The sequence below is a fragment of the Nocardia sp. NPDC056564 genome, from assembly GCF_042793755.1.
Lineage (GTDB): Bacteria > Actinomycetota > Actinomycetes > Mycobacteriales > Mycobacteriaceae > Nocardia.
Genome location: NZ_JBHTUR010000018.1, coordinates 199450 through 220132, shown reverse-complemented (window position 1 = coordinate 220132; position 20683 = coordinate 199450). Strand labels below are relative to the sequence as shown.

Sequence of the window (20683 nt, the reverse complement as noted above, 5' to 3'; positions counted from 1 at the left end):
GTGCATATCACCGCGAAGGTCGACTACGCGGTGCGGACGTTGCTCGAAATCGCCCGCGCACCGCAGCTGAACCCCGCCGCGCCCGGTTCGGTCGTGCAGGCCGCGCCGGTGGTGAAGGCCGACGCGATCGCCACGGCGCAGCGCATCCCGCCGAAGGTCCTGGAGACGGTGCTCGGCGACCTGCGCCGCGCCGATCTGGTGATCAGCAGGCGTGGCCCGGACGGCGGCTACTGGCTGGCCCGCCCGGCCGGCGAGATCTCCGTCGCCGACGTGATCCGGGCGATCGAGGGCCCGCTCGCCTCGGTGCGCGGCGAGCGACCGGAGGACGTGACCTATTCCGGCGCGGCCGAATCGCTGCAGCGTGTCTGGATCGCCTTGCGCGTGAATATCCGTGCGGTACTGGAGAATGTGTCGATCGACGACGTCGCCGGCAATCGGCTACCCGAGTTCGTCGACGCGCTCACCAATGATCCGGGCGCATGGGCGCGTAGAGAGCGTCCGCTGAATTAGGTCCGCTGAATCAGACAAAGCACCCGCTGAATCAGACGCCAGGGCCACTGAATTGAACGCCAGGCGCGGATGAGCGCCGTGACGGGAGGCTATTTATGCTGGTCAGAAATCTTTGCGACGCACGTCACTGTTCGCCGGTATTCTGCGATTCATCATGCTGATTCGACTTCTGCGCACCTATCTGCACCCCTACCGCGCCCAGCTGGCGGGGGTCGTTGTGCTGCAGTTGATCTCGGTGATCGCGATGTTGTATCTGCCGAGTCTCAACGCCGATCTGATCGACAACGGCGTCACCAAGGGCGATATCGGCTATATCTGGAGCACCGGGCTACGGATGCTCGCCGTCACCGGCGTGCAGATTCTCGCCTCGGGCTGCTCGGTCTACCTCGGCGCGCAGGCGGCGATGAGCGCGGGCCGCGACCTGCGCGGCGCGCTGCTGCATCGGGTCGGCACCTTCTCCGCGCGGGAGGTCGGCATGTTCGGCGCGCCGTCGCTGATCACCCGCAATACCAACGATATTCAGCAGGTTCAGCTGCTCATCGCGATGTCGGCGACCATCCTGGTGATGGCCCCGATCATGTGCATCGGCGGCATCTTCATGGCGTTGCGCGAGGACCTCGGCCTGTCCTGGCTGCTGCTCATCGCGGTGCCCGCGCTCGGGCTGTCGATGGGCTGGATCATCAGCAGGATGGTCCCCGGCTTCCGGGACATGCAGACCCGGATCGACGAGGTGAACCGGGTGCTGCGCGAGCAGATCACCGGCATCCGCGTGGTCCGCGCGTTCGTCCGGGAACGCCAGGAGACCTGGCGCTTCGGCGTCGCCAACACCGAACTCACGGACACCGCGTTGCGCGTCGGCCGGCTGATGGCGCTGATGTTCCCGCTGGTCATGCTGATCAGCAATGTCACCGCGGTGGCGGTGATCTGGTTCGGCGGGCACGCGGTAGACCAGGGCACCATGCAGATCGGCTCGCTCACCGCGATGCTGTCCTACATCATGCAGATCCTGATGGCCGTGATGATGGCGTCGTTCCTGGCCATGATGGCGCCGCGGGCCGCGGTCTCGGCCGACCGGATCGGCGAGGTGCTCGAGACCGAGTCCTCGGTCGTGCCGCCGAAGCTGCCGCAGCCGTTCCAGGGCGACCCGGCCGATGTCGACTTCCAGTTCGCCGAGTTCGCCTACCCCGGCGCGGAGAAGCCGGTGCTCAAAGCCATTCGCTTCCAGGTGAAGCCGGGCACGACCACCGCGATCGTCGGTTCCACCGGTTCCGGAAAGACCACGCTGCTCAACCTGATCCCGCGGTTGATGGACGTCACCGACGGCGCGGTCTACCTCGGCGGCACCGACGTCCGGCACATCGACCTGGAACTGCTGCGCGCCCAGATCGGCCTGATCCCGCAGAAGGCGTACCTGTTCTCCGGAACGGTGGCCAGCAACCTGCGCTACGGCAATCCGGATGCCACCGACGACGACCTGTGGCGGGCGCTGGAGATCGCGCAGGCCGACGACTTCGTCCGGGAGATGGCGCAGGGCCTGGAGACTCCGGTCGCGCAGGGCGGCACCACGGTCTCCGGTGGTCAGCGCCAGCGGCTCGCCATCGCGCGGGCGCTGGTGAAGCAGCCGAGGGTCTATCTGTTCGACGACTCGTTCTCCGCCCTCGACGTGGCCACCGATGCCCGGCTGCGCGACGCGCTGCGGCCGGTGACCAGGGACAGCGCGGTCATCATTGTGGCGCAACGGATCATGACCATCCGCGACGCCGACCAGATCGTGGTGCTGGAGGACGGCGAGATGGTCGGCATCGGCAGTCATGAACAGTTGATGCGCGACTGCAAGGAATACCAAGAGATCGTTTCGTCCCAGCTGAGCGCGGAGGAGGTGCGATGAGGCCAGGAATGCCGGCTCCCGGTGCGCCGGATGCCAAGGCGAAGTCGTTCGGCCCGTCGCTGAAGCGACTGCTGCGCAGGCTCGCCCCGGAGAAGAAGTTCGTCTGGCTGGTCGTGCTGCTCGCGATCACCTCGGTCGTGCTGAACACGCTCGGCCCGTACATGCTCGGCAAGGCGACCAACCTCGTCTTCGACGGCGTGGTCGGCAAGCAGCTGAAGTTCCCGCCGGGGACCACCAAGGAGCAGGCGGTCGACTACCTGCGGTCCAAGGGCGACAACACCTTTGCCGACATGCTCAGCGCGATGAACGTGGTGCCGGGCACCGGCATCGACTTCACCGCGGTCGGCCGGGTGCTCATGCTGGTGCTGGCGCTCTACGTCGGCGCGTCGGTGTTCGGCTGGTTGCAGGCCTTCCTGTTGAACATGGTGATCAACCGGACGGTCAAGCGGCTGCGCAGCGACATCGAGGACAAGATCCATCGGCTTCCGTTGCGCTACTTCGATTCCCAGCCGCGCGGCGACGTGCTCAGCCGGGTCACCAACGACGTGGACAACGTGTCGCAGAGTCTGCAGCAGACGATGAGTCAGCTGATCGTCTCGGTGTTCACCGTGCTCGGCATCCTGGTGATGATGTTCTGGATTTCGCCGCTGCTCGCGCTGATCGCCCTGCTCACCGTGCCCGCCGCGATCACCGTCACCGCGCTGATCGCGAAGCGCTCCAAGCCGCACTTCGTCGACCAGTGGAAGCACACCGGCCTGGTGAACGCGCAGGTCGAGGAGGCCTACACCGGGCACGAGATCGTCACCGCGTTCGGCCGCAACCGCGAGGTCGGCGCCGAGTTCGACAAGCGCAACGAGGAGCTCTACCAGTCCAGCTTCAAGGCGCAGTTCATCTCCGGGCTGATCATGCCGGCCATCATGTTCCTCGGGAACGTGAACTTCGTGCTGGTGGCGCTGGTCGGCGGCTTGCGGGTGGCGACCGGTCAGCTCTCGCTCGGCGAGGTGCAGGCCTTCATCCAGTACTCGCGTCAGTTCAGCCAGCCGCTCACCCAGATCGGCGCGATGGCCAACCTGTTGCAGTCCGGCGTCGCGTCGGCCGAGCGGATCTTCGAGATCCTCGACGCCGAGGAGCAGAGCCCGGATCCGATCGCGGCCGATACCCGTCCGGTCGATCGCGGCGAGGTCGAGTTCGAGGGCATCTCCTTCCGCTACGAGGAGGACAAGCCGGTGATCGAGCGGCTCTCGCTGATCGCCGAGCCCGGCCACGTGGTCGCCATCGTCGGCCCGACCGGCGCGGGCAAGACCACGCTGGTCAACCTGCTGATGCGGTTCTACGAGCTGGATTCCGGCGCGATCACCATCGACGGCGTGGACATCACCCGGATCACCAGGGACCACCTGCGTTCCCGCATCGGCATGGTGTTGCAGGACACCTGGTTGTTCAAGGGCACCATCCGGGAGAACATCGCCTACGGCAACCCGAACGCGAGCGAGGAAGAGATCCTCGACGCGGCGCGGGCCGCGTACGTGGACCGCTTCGTGCACGCGCTGCCCGACGGCTACGACACGGTGATCGACGAAGAGGGTTCCGGCGTCAGCGCCGGTGAGAAACAGCTGATCACCATCGCCAGGGCGTTCCTGGCGAAGCCGTCCATCCTGATCCTGGACGAGGCGACCAGCTCGGTGGACACCCGCACCGAACTGCTGGTGCAGCACGCGACCGCGGCCCTGCGCCGCGATCGCACCAGCTTCGTCATCGCGCACCGCTTGTCCACCATCCGCGACGCCGACCTGATCGTCGTGATGGAGGCGGGCCGCATCGTCGAGCACGGCACGCACGAACGCCTGCTCGAGGAGCGCGGCGCCTACTACCGCCTGTACAACGCGCAGTTCGCGGCGGCGTCCGCGGAGGTGTAGTTCTCGATCGAAGGCCGCTTCGCCGTTTCCCGACGGTGGGGCGGCCTTCGTCGTGCGCGCGGCAGGGGCCGACGTCGCCGCCGATTCCGTACTGGGAGGATGTTCGGGTGTCAGACCCCGGTTCCTTCTCGTTCACTGTCGGTACCCGCCTCGACGGGCGGCACGGCCGATCGGGCGTGATCAACACCCCGCACGGCGCGATCGCCACGCCCGCGTTCATTCCGGTCGGCACCAAGGCGACGGTGAAGGCGGTGCTGCCGGAGACGATGAAAGAGATCGGCGCGCAGGCGCTGCTCGCCAACGCCTACCACCTCTACCTGCAACCGGGCTCGGACATCGTGGACGAGGCCGGCGGTCTCGGGAAGTTCATGAACTGGCCGGGGCCCACCTTCACCGACAGCGGTGGCTTCCAGGTGATGTCGCTGGGCGTCGGCTTCAAGAAGGTGCTCGCGATGGAAGCCGTGGGGGTGCGCAGCGACGAGGTGATCGCGAAGGGCAAGGAGCGGCTGGCCACGGTCGACGATGACGGCGTCACCTTCCGTTCGCACCTGGACGGCTCGAAGCACCGGTTCACCCCCGAGGTGTCCATGGGCATCCAGCATCAGCTCGGCGCCGACATCATGTTCGCCTTCGACGAGCTCACGACCCTGATGAATACCCGCGGCTACCAGGAGAAGTCGTTGCAGCGCACGCACGAGTGGGCGCAGCGCTGTCTCGATGAGCACGAACGACTGACCGCGGCCCGCACGCACCGCCCGTACCAGGCGCTGTTCGGGGTGATCCAGGGTGCGCAGTACGAAGACCTGCGCCGCCAGGCCTGTCGCGGCCTGGAACCGTTGCGCGGCGGCGACGGAACGGGTTTCGACGGTTACGGCATCGGCGGCGCGCTGGAGAAGCACAACCTCGGCACCATCGTCGGCTGGTGCTGCGACGAACTGCCCGAGGAAAAGCCGAGGCACATGCTCGGCATCAGCGAGCCGGAGGACATCTTCACCGCGGTGGAGAACGGTGCCGACACCTTCGACTGCGTGAACCCGTCCCGGGTCGCCCGCAATGCGGCGATCTATGTCGACGAGGGTCGATTCAATATCAACACCAGTCGATTCCGGCGCGATTTCACCCCGATCGACGACACCTGCGACTGCTACACCTGCGCTAATTACACCCGTGCCTACCTGCACCACCTGTTCAAGGCCAAGGAAATCCTCGCGGCGACCCTGTGCACAATTCACAACGAGCGCTACACGATCCGGCTGGTCGACCGCATCCGCGCGAGCATCGAGGGCGGCTACTTCGATGCGCACAAGGCGGAGACGCTCGGCCGCTGGAAGGGCCGCATCCAGACCCCGTAGCCCCGGACTCCACGGCGTGAAGTCCGGTGGCCGCCAACGTCGTTCAGCTCAGCAGTGCGGGTTCCTCGCGCGGCGCGTAGGTCGGCTCGTGCTTCTTGAGCCAGGCGATCACCCGGTAGGTGATCGGCAGCACGATGACCTCCGCGAGCGTCTTCCACAGGAAGCCGACGATCACGTAGTTCACGAACTGACTCCACGAGTCGATGCCGATGGCGGTGGCCGCGATCGAGCAGAAGATCAGCGTGTCGCCGAACTCGCCGACCACGGTGGAGCCGATCAGCCGGGCCCACAGGTGTTTTTCCTTGGTCCGTTCCTTGATCAGCACCAGCGTCGCGGAATTCAGCATCTCGCCGACGAAATAGCCGGCCAGTCCGGCCGCGACCAACTGCGGCGTGGTCCCGATGACGGTGCGGAACGCGTCCTGGTTCTCGTAGAACGTCGCGGCGGGCAACTCGATCGCGATCTTGAAGCACACCACCGTCAGCAGCAGGACGGCGAAGCCGAAGTAGATGGCCCGGCGGGCGGATTTGAAGCCGTAGATCTCGCTCAGCACATCGCCGATGATGTAGGCGAGGGGGAACAGGAACCAGGCGCCGTCGGTGGTGATGGGCAGCACCTCCAGGGGACCTAGCCGCACCGAGTGATCGGTGAAGAACTGCACGCCCTTGGTCGCGCAGATATTGGAGATGATCAGCGTTGCCGTGAACAACGCCACGATCGGTGTGTAGTACCCCCGCGCCACCTGGGCGAATGCCGCATGGTCGGGCGCGGGGCGTCCAGATTCGGGTACCTCGGTTTTATTCGGCTCACTCACCCGCATCATCCAACCAGGTTGTGGAATACCCTGTAGCAATGACGAATCCCGGCGATTCCGACGAATGGTGGAAGCAGTACGGCGGCCAAGGCGTATCGCCGGAATCCGGTGCACCGAGCTCGGTTCCGCAATACCCGAACGCTGAACAGCCATCGGGGTACCCGTCGGCGCCGCAATACCCCCAGCAACCCGCCCAGCCCATGACCCCGCCGCCGCAACAGCAGTACCCGGGCTACCAGCAGCCGCAGCAACCGTACGCGGCCCAGCCCCAGCAGCAACCCTATGGCCAGCCGAACTACGGCTACCAGCCCGCCTACCAGCCGTACGGGATGGCACAGCCGCAGGGCACCAACGGCCTGGCCATCGGCGCGCTCATCTCCTCGCTCGCCGGATTCGTCACCTGCGGCCTCGGATCGATCGTCGGGATCATCCTGGGCGTCATCTCGTTGAACCAGATCAAGCAGACCGGTCAGGAAGGCAAGGGCATGGCCCTGGCCGGCGTCTGGATCGGCGTCGGCGCCATAGTCCTCGCCGTCCTCTGGTTCGTCGTAGTCCTCGTCGCCGGCACCACCTAGCCCGACCCCCCCACGAAACGTCAGGGGCGCACCCGAAAATCGGGTGCGCCCCTGCGCGTGTCTGCGGCCGATCGGCGTCAGGCCTTGACGACCTGGGTGCCGCCGGCGAACTTGTCGTGCCAACCCTGCTTGTTCGGGTCCTGCGAGATGGTGACCATGATGTAGATGGCGAGACCGAGCGAGACCAGACCGCCGATGCACGGGATCACGTTCGCCGCGAGGAACAGGTTGCGCTTCAGCGAGGTGACCGGGTCGATCTTGGCCGCGCCACCGGGGGCGAGCACCTTCAAGCCGAGGATCTTCTTGCCGAGGGTGGTTCCCTGGGTGGTCTCCATGCCGACGAAGTAGGCGAGCTCCACCAGCGTCCACACCACGGACAGGCCGACGGTTGCGCCGGTGGAGCCGCTGAATACGACGTAGAGGATGGCGTACGGGATCGCCAGGATCAGCGCGTCGATGACGCGGGCGCCGATGCGGGTGCCGAGATCACCCGGCTGGCCGCCGTACTGGTTGAAACCGCCCGGCTGCTGGGGGTACTGGCCGTATTGATCCTGCTGGCCGTACTGCGGCGCCTGGCCGTATTGGGGCTGCTGGCCGTATTGCGGCTGCTGACCGTACTGGGGCTGGCCGTAGGGCTGGCCGCCCTGGGGGAACTGTTGGCCGCCCTGCGGGAACTGCTGACCGCCTTGCGGTTGCTGTTGGCCGCCTTGCGGGTACGGCTGCTGCCCATACGGCTGCCCGCCCTGCGGATATTGGTTGGGGTCGTACCCACCGCTTGTCATAGTTTGTCCTCGTCGAGTGATCAGTAGTTGGACGAATGCGTACGTTACGGACATCGACTGCGTTGCAACAACCCATTCCCGTCGAGTATCCACGGTTCGCGAGGCAGATGTGCCGGGTCGAAGCTGTCGAGCAGCCCGGCCGCCGAGGTCGCCGGGTGGCCGAGCGAGTGGGCGAGTGCGGCGACTACCTGGTCGGGTGTGTTGCCGAGCGCGCGTTGGTCGGCCAGCGTCACCGAGCCGTCGCGCTTGGCCAGTCGTTGTCCTTCGGCGTTGAGTACCAGCGGAACATGAGCGTAGTGCGGCACCGGAAGATCCAGCAGCGTCGCGAGATAGGCCTGACGCGGGGTGGACGGTAGCAGGTCGTCGCCGCGCACCACCTGATCGACGCCCTGCGCCGCGTCGTCGACCACCACCGCGAGGTTGTAGGCCGGGATGCCGTCGCCGCGGCGCAGCACCACGTCGTCCACCGGCGCGCGGTAGCGCCCGTGCAGGTCGTCGACGATCTCGAATTCGGTTGCCGCGGCGCGTAAGCGCAGCGCGGCCGGGCGTCCCTGAGCGCGGAAGTCGGCACGCGCCCGGTCGGTCAGCGTGCGGCAGGTGCCCGGGTAGGCGCCGAGCGGACCGTGCGGCGCGGTGGCCGCCTGCTGGACTTCTCTTCGTGTGCAGAAGCATTCGTAGGTGAGGCCGGCGGCGGTGAGCCGATCGATGGCCGCCCGATAGAGCGGCAGCCGCTCGGACTGCCGGACCACCGGACCGTCCCAGTCGAGCCCGATCGCGGCCAGATCGTCCAGTTGCCGCTGCTCGGCGCCCGGCCGCACCCGGTCCAGGTCCTCGATCCGCATCAGGAAGCGCCGGCCGGTCGACCGGGCGAACGCCCAGGCGAGCAGGGCCGTGCGCAGGTTGCCCAGGTGCAGGTCCCCCGACGGGCTCGGCGCGTACCGGCCCGCACCCGGCTCAGGCACGGGCCCGGCCGGTGCGGGATGAGATGACCACGGTGCCCATCGTAGATATCAGCCGCGTAGCCGCGGCGCCAGCTCCGTCGGCGAGATCGGTGTCCCCGCGTCCAGCGCGTCGAGCAGGGCCTGCGCGTGGGCGATCAGGCCCGCGCGGTCGACGCCGTAGGGCGCGTCCGCGCCGTCCTCCGGCTCGAACTCGGTCAGCCGGGTGATCGCCCGGGTCAGTAGCGTGCGCGCACCCTTCGGATTACCCCGCTGGATGTGTGTGACACCGACAGCAAGTTGGGCAAGTGACTGCCACAGCATCCGTTCGGCGAACGGTCCGTTCTTCCATGCGGCCTCTAATACCTCGTGCGCGTTGAATGCCAAACCGTCGTCCAGCAGTTGCTGAGCGAAGGTGAGGGTTTGCTGTGGCGGCAGTTCCAGATCATCGGGAATTCGGGCAACTCCGGCACTGCCCGGAGGTAGCGGGCGGCCCAATCGATCGCGCGGACGAGAGTTAAGGGCGCGACCTGCGTCGTCGCGATCGCGGTCAACCATGCCTTCCATCATGCCCGCCCGCGATGGTGGCGTCGATGCGCCAGTGTCCGGAGGGAGAAACTTCGACGGATAACAGCGCAATCACATCGACGTAAAAGTTTGCGGCGGGATGATCGGAGGAATAGTTGCAACCCGCTGGCAATGTTTCCGCAACATTTAATCTTCGCAAACATGGCAGTTGCGATGATTCAATAAGCAAGAGACGGGCAAACTTTCGATCGACCTGCTAAAGTCTGTGTCGCGGGGCAACCTCGCGGGGGTGTATTCCACCCCGACGTACAGTGCGATAACGACGCACCGTTGAGTTGCGCGCTTTCGTCAGGCGCACAGGGGATTCGGCGTTGCTTGGCCGGGTGTCGGTGCTAGTTAGAACGATGTCAGAAGAAAATCTCGTTCTCGACGCAGCAAAGGAGCTAGTGCCGTGGAGGTTGATTTGACGGATGCTGTGTGGCGCAAGAGCACATACAGCGGCCCTGATGGGAACTGCGTAGAAGTCGCCTTTCTGGTCGACGGCAAAATCGCGGTCCGTGACACCAAGGACAACGGATGTGGCCCGGTGCTGGCGTTTGCTCCGGGACAGTGGGACGCATTCCTAACCGGAGTAGCGCAGGGGGAGTTCGGCCGCGCCTGATACAAAAGGCTGCCTGAACTGGCACTACGGGCCCCGGGTCGGCACGGACTCGGGGCCTTCGCAATATTCGGGCACCGGGATTCCGGCGTCCGAATACTTGCGTGTGGGGATAACGCGCGCCGGCCAGCTATTCGCCGCCGGCTATCGCGCCGAACCGTTCCCGCCCGAACCGTTACCGTTCCGGCTATCGCGTTCCTGGTAATTCCGCAGTACCGCCAGCTGCCGCCGCTCTTCCTCGTGGTCGGCCTCGTGATTGCGCTCGGACTCCGGCCCCGGATCGGCGCGGAAGAAGCTGCCGGTGCCCGGCTTGCCCGCCGCACCGAGCTTGCTCATCTTCTTCGGCACCGGCGCGCCCTGGTACGCCAGCGGGATCGGGTGACCGTGCTCGTCCACCGGGCCGAGCGGCTGATGGAGCTCGATGTACTCACCGTTCGGCAGCCGCCGCACCACGCCGGTCTCGACGCCGTGCGCCAGCACCTCCCGGTCGCCGCGCTGCAGGCCGAGGCAGATCCGATAGGCCACGAAGTAGGCCAGCGGCGGGACCAGCAGAATGCCGATCCGCCCGGTCCAGGTCGTCGCGTTCAGCGACACGTTGAACTTGTAGGCGACGATGTCGTTCACGCACGACAGCGTGAGCACCACATAGAACGCGATCGACATCGCCCCGATCGCGGTGCGCACCGGCACGTCGCGCGGTCGTTGCAGCAGATTGTGATTGACGTACCTGTCCCCGGTCAGCCGTTTCTCGATCCACGGGTACGTGATCAGCACGGTGAACACCAGGCCCATGATCAGCGCGCCCCACACCGGCGCGGGCACCGTGTAGCGGCCAAGATAGATCTCCCACGGCGGGATCAGGCGCATCATGCCGTCGGTCCACATCATGTAGAAGTCCGGCTGCGACCCCGCGGAGATCTGGGACGGGTTGTACGGACCCATGTTCCAGATCGGATTGATCTGCAACAGCCCGCCCATGATGGCGACGATGCCCAGGGTGAACGCGAAGAACGAGCCCTGATCCAGCGAGAACACCGGCACGATCCGCGCGCCGACCACGTTGTTCTCGGTGCGGCCGGGACCAGGGAACTGGGTGTGCTTCTGGTACCAGACCAGTGCCACGTGCGCCGCGATCAACGCGAGCATGATGCCGGGGAACAGCAGCACGTGCGCGATGAACAGGCGCGGAATGATGATGGTGCCCGGATAGTCGCCGCCGAACATCAACCAGTGCAGCCAGGTGCCGATGATCGGCATGCCCAGCGTGATGGACGAGAACGCCGCCCGCAGCCCGGTACCCGACAGCAGGTCGTCCGGCAGCGAGTACCCGAAGTAGCCCTCGAACATCGCCAGGATCAGCAGCAGCGCACCGATCACCCAGTTCGCCTCGCGCGGTTTGCGGAACGCGCCGGTGAAGAACACGCGGAACAGATGCACGATGATGGACGCCGCGAAAAGCAATGCGGCCCAATGGTGTACCTGCCGCACGAACAATCCGCCGCGCACCTCGAACGAGATGTTCAGCGCCGTCTCGTACGCCCGCGACATGGTCACACCGCGTAACGGCTGGTAGGAGCCGTCGTAGACCACCTCGGTCATGGACGGGTCGAAGTACAGGGTCAGATACACCCCCGACAGCAGCAAGATGATGAAGCTGTACAGCGCGATCTCGCCGAGCAGAAACGACCAGTGCGTCGGAAACACCTTGTTGATCGACCGCTTCAGAAAACTGGCGGCCTGATATCGCTCGTCGGCGGAATCCGCCTGCGCGCTGACCTTGCGACCGAGTTGAGTTGCCATGGTCGACACCCCGCCCCTGGGAGAGTGGTATGCGTTCTACTACAGACGGTAGCAGGCAAGCCGCCCGGAATCGATACATTTCCCCGTATCCCCTTGCAAACCAAGATCATTCGCCACACCGAACACCCGTTCCCAATAGCGGCCGAACGGGACACCACGGCGTACTCTCTCGCCGTTTCCCGCCGCCATGTCCCACCCGGTCCTGGTGCTGCCGTCGAACGGGACATGGCGGTGGCGGGTCTCGATGTTTGCCGCGGCCATGTCCCGTTCGGCGGGTTCGATACTGTCGGGCTGTGGGTTCGATGGCGCCGCAGGACGCGACGATGTACTGGCTGTCGGCCCGTACGCGCAATGATCTGTTCCTGCTGTACTGCTTCACCGATGCCGGGCGCCCGTCCGCGGAATTGCGCGCGTGCGTCGCCGAACGCAGCGCGCGGATCGCCGACCTGCGGGTCAGGGCGCGCGATGTGCCCGGCGATCTGGACTATCCATCGTGGGTGCCGTGCGCGTTCACCCCGGATCAGTTCATCGAGCACGTGCTGCCGCGGCCGGAGTGGGCGCATGTGCAGACCGCCCTCGGCGGCGTGGTCGGCACGGGCGTGGCTGCGGCGGTGCGTCCGTGGCGATTGCACGTCTTCCGCGGCATCGCCGACGCGCCGGGCGGCTCCGGGCCGGCACTCGTCGTCGTTCTGCAGATGTCGCACGCCCTCGCCGACGGCCGGCGCGCGGCCGAGATCGCGCGAGCATTGTTCGCCGAGGAGGATAAGGACTACGCCGCGCCGGATTCGACGGCAGGCATATTCCGCCACCTGGCGATCCCGGCCTCGGCGAACGCGGTGCTGGCAGTGCCGCGGATGCCGATTCGGATGGTGCGGACGGCAATTCGTGGTTACCGAGCCTTCCGAGCCCAGCAGCGGCTCACCGAACTCACCGCGGCGGGGGAGTTGCCGCCGCCCGCACCGGACTTCCCGCCCAGTCTGGTCAATCGCGCTGCAACGGAGATCGATTCGGCTCATCAGGTGCGGATGATCGTGTGCGACGCCGAAGCTTTGCGGGTTCCCGGGCGCACGGTGACCGTCGTCGTGCTCACAGCCGTGTCGCTCGCGCTCGCGCGTTACCTCGAAAGGTGTGGCGGCCCTGTGGACAAACTCGGCGCACAGGTACCGATGGCGCTGCCCGAGGTCCGGAACGCCAACGTCCGCAACAACTATCGAAGCCTCAGCGTCGACCTGTTCATCGACGAACCCGATCTCCGCCGCCGCGCCGACAAGATCACCGCGACCATGGCCGACCGGCGCCGACGCGCCCAGCATCCCCTGTTGGCAGCCCAGGATCGGGTCACCGACGTCGTCCCCGCACCGATGCTCCGCCGCGACATCGCCCGCTACCCCCTCGACACCGTCCCCGACTCCATCGCGGGTCACACCGTCGTCTCCAGCGTCTACCGCGGCCCGGCGAATCTCGCGTTCGGCGGCGGACCGGTCCGTTTCACCGGCGGCTTCCCGGCGATCGGCTCGGTCATGCGGCTGACCCACGGCGTCCACGGGCTCGGCGACACCGTCACCATCTCCCTGCACGCCGATACCGCGACCATTCCGGATCTCGAGGCGTACGCCGAGTTGTTGCGCGCCGCGTTGCACGAGGCGGCGCTGGGGTTGAAATGATTGCGGTACAGGCGAATTCGCGGCGAATGGGCTAACCCACGACGGGTTTGTGCCATACCAGCGAGTACCGCCAGAAGACCCGTCGCCGGACCCGCGCGCCCGGCAGCAGCGCGACCGCCCGCTCCCGCACCTGACGAGTCGTCAGCGGCGGATCGAGAACGACCGGCATGGCATCGTGACTGGGTTCCAGCGCATGCCAGTCCCCGCGCCCGAACTCGCGCAGCCCGGCGAACACGATCCCGAGAATCCGATGACCGATCGCGGCCACGAGTTCGATCGGCCATTCCCGAGTCAGGTCCGCTCGCGGCAATGCGACGACGGCCAGCACCCCGCCCGGCCGCAGCGCTCCGGCCAGCACCGGCAACACCTCGTCCAGCGGCATGTGGTGCAACGTGCTGATCGAAACGATCGCGGCATAACTCCCCGCGGGCAACGGCTGCTCCAGCACGTCCCCGAGAATGCAGGTGACATTGCCGGGCGCCGCCTGCTTCGCCGCGTCGATCATCGCCGGTGACCGATCGATCGCGTCGACCTGCTCGGCCCGCCGCGCCAACTCCACCGCGAACCCGCCGGCCCCACACCCGACGTCCAGCACCCGGGCGCACCGGTCAGGCAGCTGCCGCAGCAGAAACCGGTGGTAGAAGCTGTTGTGATCCCAGTTCGAGCCAGCCATCAATCCCACTCTGCCACAGCGTTTCCCCGGGTCACCGTCGGTCGGCCGCCGACGCGCGCCAGGCGGCGCGATACCGGCGCTACTCGAGCGCGAGCGTCGCCGTAACCGTGTCGCCACTGACCGTCGCCGTCGCCGCCCCGAGCAACCTCCGCGCCGCCGAATTGTCCACCGTGGTCACCGCGACAACCTGCCGCGCACCGATCGTCGCGGCAGCGACCCGCAGCTGCTCGGCCACCACCGTGCCCACCCCGCGCCCTCGATCCGACCGGCCGATCCACACCCCGGCCTCGAGCCCCGCATCCCCGGGCTGCAACCGCGCGGCCCCCACCACCCGATCACCCACCACGATCACATACGTGTACTCGACCGGCGCACCCACCGCCAGCGCCCGCCCCCGGTGAAAGTCGAGAAACGCCTGCTTACGCTCCGCATTCCACCCCGGCTTCCCATCCACCGGCGGCATCACCTCCAACGGATCCGCGTCGGCCACCGCCGCCGCGAGGAGCAGCGCGAGGTTTTCCTCCGTCAACGGCTCGAGCCGGACCGGCTCCGTATTCCTGTCCACCGCACCGAGCCTGCTGCAACGGTTTACCCGGGTCAACGGAATTCCGGCCGACGCGCCGTGCAAGACTCGAATTGAGTGTGCCACTTCAGAATTCGATCGTGCGCGGCCATTTGTGCTCTGGCAGACTGTGCGACGCGGGCTCCCGCGGTGGAGTGGCCTTGGGGTCCGGACGCCGACACCGCGCGGGCCGAGGAATGAGGGGATTAGACATGCAGTTCTCGATCCAACGTACGGGCTTGGCGATCGGCCTCATCGCGACAGCAGGCCTGCTCGCCACGACCGGGGCCACCGCGGCCCCGGTCGGTTATCAGCCCCCGGAGCTCACCTTCGCCGCCACCGGCCCACACGAGATCACCGCGACGATCCGCAACCCCAACGCGGCCGGCATCTGCTACGCCACCATCGGCATCGACACCTCGGTCCACGAGTTCGCCGAACACGACGGCACCGGCTACGCCCCCGCGGGCAAGACCATCCGGGTGACCCGCCACAACCTCGCCGCGGGCAGCTACCGCCTCGGCGGCTTCTGCGGCTCGTCGGCGACCTCCCCCGATCAGGTGATGGCGGCCGAGCAGGAGGTCACCGTGCCGGGCGACCGGCCGGCTCCCTCCGGCTCCGGCGGGTAGACCTCGTCCGCCCGGCCCGGCAAACGTGCAGGCTACGATGGCCGGGTGAGCGACCGGATTCGCTGATGCGGTCGGGCGACTCGACGTCTGAGAGGGCGGAATGCTGCGCGCTGGTGAGGTTTTCGCCGGGTATGTGATCGAGCGCCAGCTGGGTCGCGGGGGCATGGGGTCGGTGTATCTCGCGCGGCATCCGCGGTTACCGCGGCGGATCGCGTTGAAGCTGCTCAGTCCCGATCTGCAGGCCAATGACGAAATGCGCGCCCGGTTCGAGCGCGAGGCGGAACTGGTCGCGCGATTGGATCACCCGAACATCGTCGCGGTGTACGACCGCGGCGTCGACGAGGGCATCCGCTGGATTTCCATGCAGTACGTCGACGGTATCGATGCAGGCGCGCTCGACCCGCGCACGCTGGATCCCGCGCGCGCGGTCGAGATCATCGCCGAGACCGCCAAGGCCCTCGACTACGCGCATGCCGTCGGCGTCCTGCACCGCGACGTGAAGCCGGCCAACATCCTGCTGGCCCGCGCGACCGCCGGACAGGACGAACGCGTCCTGCTGACCGATTTCGGCATCGCCCGCCTACGCGACGACGCCCACCAGCTCACCCGCACCGGAATGTTCGCGGCCACCCTCGCCTACGCCTCTCCGGAACAACTCTCGGCGAGCGCCGTCGACCATCGCTCCGACCAGTACGCCCTGGCCTGCACCCTGTTCTGGCTGCTCGCCAACATCGCCCCCTTCGCCGCCGACAATCCGGCTGCGATGATCGCCGCCCACCTCCAGCAATCGCCGCCCCCGGTCACCGCCCGCCGATCCGAGCTGCCTCCGGCCCTCGACGCGGTGCTGTCCAAGGCGCTGGCCAAGCGCCCCGGCGACCGCTACGACTCCTGCGCGGAATTCGCCACCGCCGCCCGCGAAGCCCTGACCGCCGCGAAACTGCCCGCCCCGCCGACCATCCCGCAGTCCTGGGTGGCTCCGCCCGCAGATGATCGCGCACGACAGGCGGATTCGAGTGGGCCGGCGCACGGGGTCGCGTCGGATGCGGCCGGTTCGGGCCTGGGTTCACCGCCGTCGAATCGTCGTGCGGTGGGGGCCGGTTCGCCCGGGTCGACGTTGTGGGCGGAGCCGAGTCAGCGGACGCTGGCTGCCGAGCCGGACGATAGCCAGCCGGAAATCCGGCGGTCCGGCGGTCGGGCCGCGCGCAATGCTGTTGTCGCCGGCGCTGTTCTGGTTGTGGCCGCGATTGTCGCGGGGATCATCTGGGCCAATTCGGGGACTTCTTCGGACAGCAAGGCCTCACCGACGCCGCCCGGCCCCGGTGCGCTGCGAACTATCGACTGGTCCGGTGCCGTCGCGCCGGGCACCGCCGGTGCGCCGCGAGCGATCGAGCCACTGACGCAGATCGATGTACAGGGCAAGGAGGTCGCGAAACCCAGTGCCGCCGACACCGCGGCAGGTGACGGCAAGGCGACGTGCACGCCCGTAACCATCGCCACCACCGCCGGTGCCGGTGGTAGCGCGGACGGCGGTGTGAAGCTGGCCATCGATCAATTCACGAAGGCGAACCCCGGATGTTCGGTCGCGCTGCGGGAATTCGATATCGCAGGCGCGCAGGCGGCCGACGTGGCCGCGCAGATCGTGACCGACCCGTCGATCACCGCCCTGGTCGGTCCGGTGCTATCCACGGAAATCCAGTCCACCGGCAAGGTTTTCAACGACGCGGGCCTGCCGTTCCTGACTCCGTCGGCGACCGACCCCGCCCTGTCCACCAACGGCTGGCACGCCTTCTTCCGCGGCCTGGCCGCCGACGACGTCCAAGGCACCGCACTGGCCAAGTACCTGGTCAACACGGCGCACTATCGCAAGATCTGCGTCATCCAGGACCGGGGCGGTTACGGCAGAAGCCTGGCCGGCGGCGCCGTCTCCAGCCTCGGCTCGGCCGCCGATTCGGCCTGCGCGGCCGAGATCGGCAAGGGCGATCGCGACTTCGCCTCGCTGACCGCCGGTGTCGCACAGGCCGAGCCCGACGCGATCTTCTACTCCGGCTACGCCGAAGAGGCCGCGGCCCTGCTCCGACAGCTGCGCCAAGCGGGCGTCACGGTCCCCTTCGTCTCCGCGGAAAGCACCGTCACGCCGGACTTCGTTGCCCAAGCGGGCAGTTCGGCACAGGACGCGATCGTGTCCTGCTCCTGCGGCCCCGTGGTAGCCCGATTCGCCGGCGAATACCAGGCGCTCAACGGCCAGGCTCCGGGTCCGAGTTCGGTCGAGGCGTACGACCTCACCACGATCATCCTGAAGGGCGTGGCCTCCGGCCGCACCACCCGGGCCGGCCTCGTCGAGTACCTCCGCGGCTACGCGGGCACCGGCCTGGCCCGCGCCTTCCGCTGGAACGCCGTCGGAGAACTCGCCGCTCCGCAAACCTGGCTCTACCGGGTCAACTGACCCCGCCTCGCGGTTCCTGCCCTATTGCCTGGTAGCGCAACACATTTGCGACTCGGTAACCCGCCGTCGCCGGTTGCCGCATCGAGAGAGACTTTCTCGCAATGCTGCTACCGTGGGTGAGCCGTCAGGTTCTGGGCGGCTACCAGGGCCAACCGCGGGAATCCGGCGCTCGACCGGCGAAACCGCTTGTCCTGCGCGGACTGTGAGGGGGGTGCGGTGAAACCACGGTTACCGCACAGCGTTCCGATCCTCGACGTGGACTCGTTAGCAGTGGTCACCTATGGTCGGGTGAAACTTGATACACCTCCGACCTTTCGAGAGGCACGTGCCCGAGCCGCGTGCCCGCGCACCCACTGTCTGGAGTCACGTCCTTGACCACGTCACCCTTCACCGAGTCCGACAACGCCGCACCCGGGGTCTGCCCGGTTCAGCACGGCTCACCCATCGATACCGATGGTCCCCGAGTGCTGCTGCACACCCCGGAGTTCGCCGCCGATCCCCATCGCGCCTACGCCGAGATGCGTCGTCAATACGGCTCGCTGGTGCCGATCGAGCTCGCCCCGGACGTGCCCGCCACCCTGGTCGTCGGTTACGACGCCGCGCTGCGAATCCTCAACGATCCCGAGCACTTTCCCGCCGATCCGCGGACCTGGCAGCAGAACATCCCCGACGACTCACCCATCAAGCCGATGATGGAGTGGTACCCCAACGCGCTGCGCAACAGCGGCGCCGCGCACGCGCGCTACCGCCAGGCCTACACCGCCGCCATCGACGGAATCGACCTGCACGCCCTGCATTCCACCGTCGAGCGGATCGCCATCCCGCTGATCAACACCTTCTGCACCACCGGCTCGGCCGACCTGGTGACGCAGTACGCGTTCCCCCTGGTCTTCGACGTGCTCAACCAAATGGTGGGCTGCTCGGCCGAATTGGGTCAGCGGGTGGCGACCGGCATGGCCCAGCTCTTCGACACCGTCAACGCCGCGCAGGGCATGCAGATGCTCAGCGAGGCCCTGCTGGAGCTGATCACCCTGCGCCGCGCGGAGCCCGGCGACGACGTCACCTCCCGACTAGCGCACCACCCGGCCGAACTCGACGACACCGAAATGCTGAGCCAGCTCATCAGTTTCTACGGCGCGGGCATCGAACCACAGCAGAACCTGATCATCAACACCCTGCTCCTGATGGTCACCGACGACCGCTTCGGCGGTCACGTGCTCGGCGGCAGCATGTCGACCCGCGACGCACTCGACGAGGTCCTGTTCAACGATCCGCCGATGGCGAACTTCTGCACCTCCTACCCGCGGCAGCCGATCCTGATCGACAACAACTGGCTGCCCGCGCATCAGCCGGTCCTGATCAGCCTGGCCGGCTGCAACAACGACCCCGAGATCCGCGGCGGCGACCGCACCGGCAACCGCTCGCACCTGGCCTGGGCCGCTGGACCGCACGCCTGCCCGGCCAAGTCCGTCGCCTACCTGATCGTGCAGGACGCCATCGATCAGCTGCTCGACGCGCTGCCGGAGATCGAACTCGCCGTGGCGCCGGACGAATTGGCCTGGCGGCCAGGGCCGTTCCACCGCGCGGTAGCGGCACTGCCGGTCGTCTTCCCCAAGTCCCCTCCGTTGAACATGATGTAAGGAGCGTCCGATGGAGCATGAACCGATAGTTCTGGACACGACCGGTGCCGACATCCAGGGCGAGTCCGCGCGCATCCGGGCGCGCGGACCCGTTGCGGTAGTGGAATTACCGGGCGGCGTGCCCGCGTGGTCGGCCACCGACGCGGCGGTGCTCAAGAGCCTGCTCGCCGATCCGCGCGTGTCCAAAGATCCTCGGCAGCACTGGTCTTCGTTCATCAACGGGGAGATCACCGAGGCCTGGCCGCTGCTGCCCTGGGTCGCGGTGGACAACATGTTCACCGCCTACGGTGCGGACCATCGGCGCCTGCGGAAACTGGTTTCGCCCGCGTTCACCCATCGCCGCACCACCGCTCTGCGGCCGCGGATCGAGGCGATCACCGAGAACCTGCTGAACACGCTGGCCGCGACCCCGGCCGGCGAATCGGTGGATATCCGTGCGGGATTCGCGTATCCGGTGCCGATCCAGGTGATCACCGAGATGATGGGCGTGCCCGAGCATTTGGGCGGCGGCCTGCACAAGTGCGTGGACGGGTTCTTCGACACCTCGTTCACGCCCGAGCAGGCGCAGGCCAACTATCTCGAGATGTACCGGCTGATCAGCGAACTCGTCGCCTACCGGCGCGAGACGCCCGGCGACGACGTGACCAGCGTGCTGATCGCCACCCGTGCCGAGGACGGTGCGCAGCTGGTGGAGAAGGAACTCGTCGACACCTTGATGCTTGTCATCAACGCGGGCCACGAGACCACGGTAAACCTGCTCGACCAAGCGATTTTCGCGTTGCTGACCCATCCGCAACAGCGCGCGGACGTGGTCGAGGGCCGGGTGCCCTGGTCGGACGTGGTGGAGGAAACGCTGCGCTACGAGGCGCCCGTCGCGCACCTGCCGTTGCGCTACGCCGTCGAGGACATCGAGATCGGCGACATCCGAATCCCCAAGGGGGAGGCCATTCTCGCCTCCTACGCCGGGGCCGGACGCGACCCGAACCTGCACGGTGCGACGGCCGACCGTTTCGACATCCACCGCACCAACAAGGACCACCTGTCCTTCGGCCACGGCGCGCACCACTGCATCGGCGCCCCGCTGGCCCGGCTCGAAGCGGCGATCGCGCTGCCCGCCCTGTTCCAGCGTTTCCCGAACCTCCGGCTCGCGGTGGATCCGGCGGAATTGCAGCCGGTCGGCAGCTTCGTCTCCAACGGTCACCGCCGGCTCCCGGTATATCTGGGGGAGTAGACCGTGAAGCGTGGGGTGCCACCCGGCACCCCACGCCTGTGGTCAGCCAAAGGCAAGCGCGCAAACCACGAGGGCGATCA

The 20683-nt window shown here is 67.2% G+C and carries 18 protein-coding genes; 11 read left to right on the top strand and 7 right to left on the bottom strand.

What is annotated here, in order from left to right; genetic code table 11:
* The 4 genes from ACFQ9K_RS34595 (at position 1) to tgt (ending at position 5666) form a co-directional block, all read left to right on the top strand.
* Positions 1-510, top strand: a complete 510-nt coding sequence (locus ACFQ9K_RS34595; RefSeq protein WP_378725612.1) for an RrF2 family transcriptional regulator — start codon at positions 1-3, stop codon at positions 508-510.
* 154 nt (positions 511-664) lie between these two features.
* Positions 665-2398 carry an ABC transporter ATP-binding protein gene (locus ACFQ9K_RS34590; RefSeq protein ID WP_378725615.1) on the top strand — a complete coding sequence of 578 codons (1734 nt, stop codon included), beginning with the start codon at positions 665-667 and terminating at the stop codon, positions 2396-2398.
* A complete protein-coding gene (locus tag ACFQ9K_RS34585; RefSeq protein WP_378725617.1) occupies positions 2395-4314 on the top strand; it encodes an ABC transporter ATP-binding protein in 1920 nt (639 codons plus the stop codon). Before ACFQ9K_RS34590 ends, ACFQ9K_RS34585 begins: the two co-directional genes overlap by 4 nt.
* 107 nt (positions 4315-4421) lie before the next feature.
* Complete coding sequence (gene tgt, locus ACFQ9K_RS34580; RefSeq protein WP_378725619.1) at positions 4422-5666, top strand: tRNA guanosine(34) transglycosylase Tgt; 1245 nt, start codon at positions 4422-4424, stop codon at positions 5664-5666.
* 43 nt (positions 5667-5709) lie between these two features.
* Here the strand turns inward: tgt and ACFQ9K_RS34575 are convergent, their stop codons facing one another.
* On the bottom strand, positions 5710-6486 hold the full coding sequence (locus ACFQ9K_RS34575) for a queuosine precursor transporter (protein ID WP_378725623.1): 777 nt from the start codon (positions 6484-6486) through the stop codon (positions 5710-5712).
* Positions 6487-6518: 32 nt separating this feature from the next.
* Here ACFQ9K_RS34575 and ACFQ9K_RS34570 point away from each other — a divergent pair, with 32 nt between their 5' ends.
* Positions 6519-7055 carry a DUF4190 domain-containing protein gene (locus ACFQ9K_RS34570; protein WP_378725621.1) on the top strand — a complete coding sequence of 179 codons (537 nt, stop codon included), beginning with the start codon at positions 6519-6521 and terminating at the stop codon, positions 7053-7055.
* A gap of 77 nt (positions 7056-7132) precedes the next feature.
* Here the strand turns inward: ACFQ9K_RS34570 and ACFQ9K_RS34565 are convergent, their stop codons facing one another.
* Genes ACFQ9K_RS34565 through ACFQ9K_RS34555 form a run of 3 tightly spaced genes read right to left on the bottom strand, consistent with a single transcriptional unit; the run spans position 7133 to position 9333 of the window.
* Positions 7133-7837, bottom strand: a complete 705-nt coding sequence (locus ACFQ9K_RS34565; protein ID WP_378725061.1) for an RDD family protein — start codon at positions 7835-7837, stop codon at positions 7133-7135.
* Between the two features lie 44 nt (positions 7838-7881).
* A complete protein-coding gene (gene gluQRS, locus ACFQ9K_RS34560) occupies positions 7882-8799 on the bottom strand; it encodes a tRNA glutamyl-Q(34) synthetase GluQRS (RefSeq protein WP_378725063.1) in 918 nt (305 codons plus the stop codon).
* Between the two features lie 48 nt (positions 8800-8847).
* Complete coding sequence (locus ACFQ9K_RS34555; RefSeq protein ID WP_378725065.1) at positions 8848-9333, bottom strand: DUF309 domain-containing protein; 486 nt, start codon at positions 9331-9333, stop codon at positions 8848-8850.
* A gap of 421 nt (positions 9334-9754) precedes the next feature.
* Between ACFQ9K_RS34555 and ACFQ9K_RS34550 the strand changes: the two genes are divergently transcribed.
* Positions 9755-9964: a DUF397 domain-containing protein gene (locus ACFQ9K_RS34550; RefSeq protein ID WP_150400677.1), complete on the top strand. Its 210-nt coding sequence runs from the start codon at positions 9755-9757 to the stop codon at positions 9962-9964.
* A 141-nt stretch (positions 9965-10105) separates the two neighbouring features.
* Here the strand turns inward: ACFQ9K_RS34550 and ACFQ9K_RS34545 are convergent, their stop codons facing one another.
* Positions 10106-11761: a cytochrome bc complex cytochrome b subunit gene (locus tag ACFQ9K_RS34545; RefSeq protein WP_378725068.1), complete on the bottom strand. Its 1656-nt coding sequence runs from the start codon at positions 11759-11761 to the stop codon at positions 10106-10108.
* A gap of 302 nt (positions 11762-12063) precedes the next feature.
* Here ACFQ9K_RS34545 and ACFQ9K_RS34540 point away from each other — a divergent pair, with 302 nt between their 5' ends.
* A complete protein-coding gene (locus ACFQ9K_RS34540; protein ID WP_378725082.1) occupies positions 12064-13425 on the top strand; it encodes a WS/DGAT domain-containing protein in 1362 nt (453 codons plus the stop codon).
* 31 nt (positions 13426-13456) lie between these two features.
* Here the strand turns inward: ACFQ9K_RS34540 and ACFQ9K_RS34535 are convergent, their stop codons facing one another.
* The gene (locus ACFQ9K_RS34535; protein ID WP_378725070.1) at positions 13457-14098 is read right to left on the bottom strand and encodes a class I SAM-dependent methyltransferase; all 642 of its coding nucleotides are present in this window, start codon (positions 14096-14098) and stop codon (positions 13457-13459) included.
* A 79-nt stretch (positions 14099-14177) separates the two neighbouring features.
* Entirely contained in the window at positions 14178-14663 is a 486-nt protein-coding gene (locus ACFQ9K_RS34530) for a GNAT family N-acetyltransferase (RefSeq protein ID WP_378725072.1), read from the bottom strand.
* Between the two features lie 209 nt (positions 14664-14872).
* Here ACFQ9K_RS34530 and ACFQ9K_RS34525 point away from each other — a divergent pair, with 209 nt between their 5' ends.
* From ACFQ9K_RS34525 to ACFQ9K_RS34510, 4 genes are all read left to right on the top strand, one after another.
* Positions 14873-15289, top strand: coding sequence for a hypothetical protein (locus ACFQ9K_RS34525; protein ID WP_378725074.1), 417 nt, complete (start codon positions 14873-14875; stop codon positions 15287-15289).
* Between the two features lie 100 nt (positions 15290-15389).
* Positions 15390-17732: a protein kinase gene (locus ACFQ9K_RS34520; protein ID WP_378725076.1), complete on the top strand. Its 2343-nt coding sequence runs from the start codon at positions 15390-15392 to the stop codon at positions 17730-17732.
* A 371-nt stretch (positions 17733-18103) separates the two neighbouring features.
* Positions 18104-19372 carry a cytochrome P450 gene (locus ACFQ9K_RS34515; protein WP_378725078.1) on the top strand — a complete coding sequence of 423 codons (1269 nt, stop codon included), beginning with the start codon at positions 18104-18106 and terminating at the stop codon, positions 19370-19372.
* A 10-nt stretch (positions 19373-19382) separates the two neighbouring features.
* Positions 19383-20603 (top strand): cytochrome P450, encoded by a 1221-nt coding sequence (locus ACFQ9K_RS34510; protein WP_378725080.1) that lies wholly within the window; start codon positions 19383-19385, stop codon positions 20601-20603.
* Positions 20604-20683 lie beyond the last annotated feature (80 nt).